Source organism: Bacillus sp. GMa5/1 (assembly GCF_050172015.1).
Lineage (GTDB): Bacteria > Bacillota > Bacilli > Bacillales > Bacillaceae_G > Bacillus_A > Bacillus_A cereus.
The window spans coordinates 1-7,094 of record NZ_JBNLYC010000188.1; the positions used below are offsets into that span (position 1 = coordinate 1).

Below are 7,094 nucleotides of genomic sequence, written 5' to 3' on the forward strand. Positions count from 1 at the left end.
AAATGTTTTTATACTAATTAGGTTATTTGTACTAAATAAGCATAATGTCTCGCTTTTCTGCTCTTTAATCTTATAGTTATTTTTTATTAAGTACATATCGTTTTTTAGAAATCTCAATCCTAGCAGAGTATATAAATTGGGTGATAAAAATGTGGAACATAATTACTTCTTATCTTCCAGATTGGAAAGTCTTTGTACAAGCTTTTATCTTGTTTTTAATTCCGTATACTATCTCAAGATTTTTTCATTGGGTTCGTATGTCAGAGAAAGAGTGGGAAGAATGAGTTGGTGGAAGTCAAGAGACAAACAAGTGAAAAAAAATAATATTCAAAGTAAAACGAAACAAGAGCATAAACCATCTCAAAATGCAATCGTTCATTTCACAAATGATTTTGCCTCTAACTTAGAACTTATAAAGCAACAAATCGGACATAATTCTGATGTTCGCTTTCGGAAGTTTAATATTGGACGCACAGATATTCAGGCTGGGATCGTTTTTGTTGATGGCCTATCAGATAAAGAGATAATTGACAAACATATTATGAAATTACTAATGGATGATTTTTCTGATGAATATAAAAATGAATCTTCTTATGTGGAGGGGACTGTTTCAAAAGAATATATTAAAAATAAAGTTCTTACAATTAGTGAAGTAGCAGAAGTCCATTACATAAAAGATTTAATACCCAAAGTATTGATAGGTTCAACAGCTCTTTTAATTGATGGTTTAGCAGATGTGTTTATTCTTGGTACAACAAAAGCAAATAAACGAAATATTGAAGAACCAGTATCGGAGGCATTAGTCAGAGGGCCACGGGTCGGTTTTACTGAAGTATTGAGTGATAATACCTCACTTTTGCGACGACACTGTGCGGATGAGAACTTATCATTAGTAAAGCTACCAGTAGGAGAACGTGCAAAGAAAGAGTTAGTTGTCGCATTTATTAAAGATCTTGCTAGTACAGAATTGGTGGATGAAATAAAAAACAGAATTCAGAAAATTGACATAGACAGTGTACTCGAATCTGGTTATATAGAGCAACTTATTGAAGATAATTATCTCAGTCCTTTTCCGCAGATTCAAAATACAGAACGACCTGATCGTGTTATTAGTGCTTTAATGGAAGGTCGAGTAGCTATTTTGTTAGATGGAACACCATTTGTTTTAATTGCTCCAGTTACATTTAGTATGCTGCTGCAATCACCAGAAGATTATTATGAAAGGTGGCTTCCTGGTACGCTTCTCCGCTTATTACGCTTCATGACAGCTTTTGTTTCATTATTTGCTCCAGCACTGTATATTTCTTTTATTTCATTTCATCCAGGATTAATTCCCACTAAGCTCGCTATTTCTATTATCGGATCGCGAGAAGGAGTCCCTTTTCCCGCTTTAATAGAAGCGTTAATTATGGAAGTAGCTATCGAAGTTTTGCGAGAAGCAGGTTTACGTCTGCCTAAACCAATTGGACCTGCAATGGGAATTGTGGGCGGTTTAATAATTGGTCAGGCTGCCGTAGAAGCAGGAATTGTTAGTCCAATAATGGTTATCGTTGTTGCGGTAACAGCTATTTCTTCTTTTACTATTCCGCAATATAGTGTAGGAATTACGTTACGCATTCTTCGTTTTGTAGCTATGTTTTGTGCTGCGATATTTGGTTTGTATGGAGTTATTCTCTTCTTTCTTTTACTTTGCAGTCATTTAGTGAAACTGAAAAGTTTTGGCGTTCCTTATACCAGTCCTGCTGTTCCATATCAATTCAGTGACTGGAAAGATTTTATGGTTCGCATGCCATTAAAAATAATGAGACGTCGACCGAAAATAATGCATACCAAAAAAAATATCCGCAAAAGGTAGCTGATGACGAAAGGAAGTGGCCTTCAGTGATTACTAAACTTAAAGACCGAATAACAACTTCACAGGCAGTTGTTATTATTGTAAATTACATACTTGGGACAGGAATTCTCACTCTGCCCAGAGCATCTGTGGAAAAAGTGAAAACACCAGATGTATGGATAAGTGTGATATTAGGTGGAATACTGGCAATGGTTTCAGGAGTAATTATGGTCAAATTAAGTCAGCAGTTTCCAGAAAAAACATTTTACCAATACAGTCAAGATATTGTAGGGAAATGGATAGGCAGATTACTTAGTTTTCTTATTATAGGGTATTTTCTTACAACTTCAGCATTTCAAATTCGTTCAATGGCAGAAGTAATAAGCTTTTTTTTGCTCGAAGGAACCCCCACATGGGCTATTGTTATGCCTTTTATGTGGATAGGTCTCTATTTGATTATGAGTGGTATTAATTCAATTGCACGGATGTTTGAAATAATATTTCCTATTACTGTTTTTATTTTTTTAATCATTTCCTTTATGAGCATCGGAATATTCGAGATAGATAATCTCCGTCCCGTATTAGGTTTGGGAATTAAACCAGTATTAGATGGGATAAAAACAACGTCTCTCGCATATACAGGTCCTGAAATTATGTTAATTCTTTTGGTATTTATGGAACAACGAAATAAAGCAGTAAAAGCTATTTTAGTTGGAATTTCTATTCCGTTAATCTTTTATGTAATAACTGTTGTAATGGTCATTGGTGCATTATCAATTGATGGGGTTGTAACAAGAACATGGCCGACAATTGATCTTATGCGCAGTTTTGAAATTTCTGGATTAATATTTGAACGTTTTGAATCTTTATTGCTTGTAATATGGATTATGCAAATATTTGCTACCTATACGATTAGTTATTATGCAGCTGCATTAGGATTAGCACAACTCTTTAAAAAGAGAATTCATCCGTTTATTTTTGCTTTGATTCCAATCATTTACATCATTGCTATGACTTCGAAAAATATAAATGACTTGCTTAAATTGGGGGATATGCTCGGTAATGCTGCTTTATTTTTATTTGGTTTACTGCCACTGCTTCTTCTTATTATTACGCGATTAAAAGGAGGAGTAGTGTGAAAAATAAATTTAATTATATGCGGTTCTATTTGACTTTGTTATGGACGCTTTTGCTTCTATTTTTAACAGGATGTTGGAGCAGTAAAGAAGTAGAAGAGTTGAGTTTAACTGCAGGTATAGCACTAGATAAAGGGAAGGATTCAACAATTGAGAAAGAGGATGAGGAAGGAGGTTATCCTAAAAGAAATCTTATAACAGCTACTTATCAAATTGTTAGTTCGCAAGCACAAAGTAAAGGAAATGGACAACAAAAACGTTATATAAATGTTTCTGAGACCGGTGATTCCATTCATCAAATTGTTCGTGAGTTTTCATTGAAAAGAGAGAGCACAATGTTCAGCCCACATTTAAAAAACATTGTTATTAGTGATAGTCTTGTACGTACATTCAGTTTAGAACAATTACTTGAACAGTATCTCCGTGACAATGAAGTTCGGCTTAGCTGTATGCTCTTAATTAGCAAGGGTCTAGCGAAGGAGGTACTGGAATCAAACAAAAAAGGAGAAATCCCAGCATTTCGTTTGTCTGGAATTGCAGATAATAGAAATAGAACAACAAGGATTTTACCTCCTGTATCGCTCGCTAAATTGGAAGGAAAGATGCGGTCAGGGTCCAGTTTTCTTTTGCAAAATGTAATCTCGATAAAAGGGGAAACAAAATTTGCAGGAGCTGCTGTAATTAAAGGGAAGACAAAAAAGTTGATGGGCTTTTTAAATGAACAGGAATTGGAAGGAGTAGTATGGATAAATGGAAAAAGGAATGGTGGTGTGGTAAAAACTTTTGATAAAGAATCAAAGAAACTCATTATATACGAAATAAAGTCAATAAAAAGCAAAATCATACCACATGTTAATGGAAATAATATTTCCTTTGATGTAAACATTGAATCAGAAGGACGTTTGTCTGAAAATTGGATGCAATCAGGAAAAAAATTTAAAAATAAATTTTTAAAAAGGGAAGAAAAAGCTATTGAAAAAGAAGTAAAGCACTTAGTACATCATGTTACAAAAAAAATACAAAAAGAATATCAAGTCGATATTGCGGGTTTTGGCAACCAATTAAGAATTAAACACCCGAGAACATGGGAGAAAGTTAAAAAAGATTGGGATCAAACATTTAGTAAAGTACCGATTAAATATCATATAAATGTAACTATACAAGATTATGGAGCGTCAAGTTTAAAACGATGAGATACTTTAATTGAAATTATATTTACATCAAAACAAAAAGTTATAAAAGTTTTAATTTGAAAATTTTTGTAACTTTTTGTTTTTTTATGTCCTTCTTATTATAGATTAAAGAAATGATTTTATCCCGCTATTTGCCGGGCAGTAAGACCCACACCTCAAAATTCAGCGAAAGCAAAGAAGTTATTAGAGGTATATGTAAGCTCTATATAGGAAGGAGAATTTTGAAATTCTATTGATAAACCAAGTAATTGTAATAGCCCTTATTTAGAATAATAATTTCAAGATCAATAAAATTTAGAGTAGAAGGAGCAAGAGCAAATTATTATGAATAAACAAATAGGATTCATCGGATGTGGAAACATGGGTATTGCTATGATAGGTGGGATGATTAAAAAAAATATAGTTTCTCCAGATCAAATAATTTGTTCAGATTTAAATGTCATTAATTTAAAAAATGCTAGTAATGAATATGGCATAACTATAACTACTAACAACAATGAAGTCGCTAACAGCGCTGACATTTTAATTTTATCAATCAAACCAGATTTATACTCATCGGTAATTAACCAAATAAAAGATCAAATAAAAAATGATGTAATCGTTGTAACTATTGCTGCAGGGAAAAGTATTAAGAGCACTGAGAATGAATTTGGTAGAAAGTTAAAAGTTGTTAGAGTAATGCCTAATACACCGGCACTTGTTGGAGAAGGAATGTCTGCGTTATGTTTTAATGAAATGGTTACAGAAAAAGATATAAAAGAGGTACTGAACATATTTAATATTTTCGGCCAGACGGAGGTCATAAATGAAAAACTAATGGATGTTGTTACATCTATTAGTGGTTCTTCTCCAGCATATGTGTATATGTTTATAGAAGCCATGGCAGATGCTGCTGTACTTGGCGGTATGCCGAGAAAACAAGCTTATAAATTTGCGGCTCAGGCTGTATTAGGTTCTGCAAAAATGGTACTGGAAACAGGAATACATCCAGGTGAATTGAAGGATATGGTTTGTTCTCCAGGTGGAACGACGATAGAGGCTGTAGTAACGCTAGAAGAAAAAGGTTTAAGAACAGCTATCATTTCAGCTATGAAACGTTGTACGCAAAAATCTATGGAAATGTCTAGTTTAACTAGTAAGTGAGAAGCGAATTTATATAATATTTTAAATCTATTTAATGTAAAAGAAATATTATGAGGCTAGTTAATAACTAAGTAAATTTATATACAACACTAACGAGAAGAATAAACCTTATTTTAAAGGGGATACAGAAAATATGAGTAATTTACTAAAAAAGAAATCCGTTACACAATTGTTAGAGCATAATCAAAGCAAGACTTTAACGAAAACATTAGGAGCATTTGATTTAATTATGTTAGGGGTAGGCTCGATAGTTGGAACGGGCGTTCTTGTGTTAACTGGATTAGTAGCAGCAAGAAATGCTGGCCCAGCAGTTGTTTTTTCATTTATACTTGCAGCAATTATATGTGGATTTATAGCATTATGTTACGCGGAAATTGCTTCTACACTCCCGGCGTCTGGTAGTGTATATACATACTCATATGCAACAATTGGTGAGTTTGTTGCTCATCTAGTAGGTTGGTCATTGCTATTAATATATATCGTGGCAACAGCGGCTGTCGCTGCTGGATGGACAGGCTATTTCCACAATTTAATAAAGGGATTTGGATTAGAGATACCTAAAGCTCTAGTAACGATTCCTTCGCATGGTGGTATTGTGAATCTACCAGCAGTAATCATTACATTGATATTAGCATGGATGTTATCCCGTGGTACGAGGGAAAGTAAACGAATCAATAATACAATGGTATTGATTAAAATTGGAATGATTTTGTTGTTTATTACGGTTGGTATATTCTATGTAAAACCAATAAACTGGATACCAATTGCACCATACGGTTTAAGTGGAGTTTTTACGGGTGGAGCAGCTATTTTATTCGCTTTTACGGGTTTTGATATATTAGCAACTTCAGCAGAAGAAGTAAAAGATCCGAAACGTAATCTTCCGATCGGTATTATTGCATCATTAATCATATGTACAATTATTTATGTTATGGTATGTCTTGTTATGACAGGAATGGTTTCCTATAAAGAATTAAATGTTCCTGAGGCGATGGCTTATGTAATGGAAGTTGTAGGACAAGGAAAAGTCGCTGGTGCAATTGCTGCAGGTGCTGTAATTGGCCTTATGGCTGTTATTTTTTCCAATATGTATGCGGCAACACGAGTATTCTTTGCAATGAGTCGTGATGGATTGTTACCGAAATCATTTGCGAAAGTTAATAAGAAAACTGGAGCACCCACTTTTATAACTGGATTGGCAGGAATAGGGAGCTCTATAATAGCTGGGTTTATTGATTTGAAAGAATTAGTTAATTTAGTTAATATCGGTAGTTTGGTGACGTTTGCGTTAGTTTGTCTATCAGTTATTATTCTACGTAAATCACACCCAAATTTAAAACGTGGATTTATGGTACCTTTTGTACCTGTATTACCATGCGTTGCAATTGTATGCTGTGTGTTTTTAATGCTAAATTTACCGTTAAGGACATGGGTGTACTTTAGTATTTGGATTACTATTGGGGTAGTAATATATTTCCTTTATTCGATAAAACACAGTAATTTAAATGAGGAAACGATCTCGAAATTACATGATAAAATTGCGAGATAATAACGATAGAAAATTTTATTAATAATCATATTGATAGTTGAGGAACATAGAAACAGTTTTTTGACATTTAGCAAGAGATAAAATAAGAGATGCTAGGGCAGCTAAGTACTTTTTTAGAAACCTTGCTTGTTTTTTACGATTTAAAACTGCTAAGGAGAGAGAAGTATGAGTGAATTGCATTTTATGAGTATAGAAGAATTAGATAATAAATTGAAAAAATCTGACAGTGGTATTTATTT

The 7,094-nt window shown here is 33.5% G+C and carries 5 protein-coding genes and 1 pseudogene; all 6 read left to right on the forward strand.

The features are described 5' to 3' along the window. The first annotated feature begins 280 nt into the window (after positions 1–280). Positions 281–1,855, forward strand: coding sequence for a spore germination protein (locus tag ACQGSG_RS24745; RefSeq protein WP_000119222.1), 1,575 nt, complete (start codon positions 281–283; stop codon positions 1,853–1,855). A 26-nt stretch (positions 1,856–1,881) separates the two neighbouring features. Next, positions 1,882–2,973, forward strand: coding sequence for a spore germination protein (locus tag ACQGSG_RS24750; protein WP_000628927.1), 1,092 nt, complete (start codon positions 1,882–1,884; stop codon positions 2,971–2,973). Next, on the forward strand, positions 2,970–4,163 hold the full coding sequence (locus ACQGSG_RS24755) for a Ger(x)C family spore germination protein (protein WP_000790801.1): 1,194 nt from the start codon (positions 2,970–2,972) through the stop codon (positions 4,161–4,163). Before ACQGSG_RS24750 ends, ACQGSG_RS24755 begins: the two co-directional genes overlap by 4 nt. A gap of 324 nt (positions 4,164–4,487) precedes the next feature. Beyond that, complete coding sequence (gene proC, locus ACQGSG_RS24760; protein ID WP_001041290.1) at positions 4,488–5,306, forward strand: pyrroline-5-carboxylate reductase; 819 nt, start codon at positions 4,488–4,490, stop codon at positions 5,304–5,306. Positions 5,307–5,439: 133 nt separating this feature from the next. After that, positions 5,440–6,855: an amino acid permease gene (locus ACQGSG_RS24765; RefSeq protein ID WP_000067452.1), complete on the forward strand. Its 1,416-nt coding sequence runs from the start codon at positions 5,440–5,442 to the stop codon at positions 6,853–6,855. Between the two features lie 165 nt (positions 6,856–7,020). Beyond that, positions 7,021–7,094 (forward strand): annotated as a pseudogene (locus tag ACQGSG_RS24770) (nucleotide excision repair endonuclease); the annotation flags it as partial.

Coding starts and splice junctions, on each gene's coding strand:
- ACQGSG_RS24745 (WP_000119222.1), top strand. CDS start 281: ATGAGTTGGTGGAAGTCAAGAGACAAACAAGTGAAAAAAAATAATATT.
- ACQGSG_RS24765 (WP_000067452.1), top strand. CDS start 5,440: ATGAGTAATTTACTAAAAAAGAAATCCGTTACACAATTGTTAGAGCAT.
- proC (WP_001041290.1), top strand. CDS start 4,488: ATGAATAAACAAATAGGATTCATCGGATGTGGAAACATGGGTATTGCT.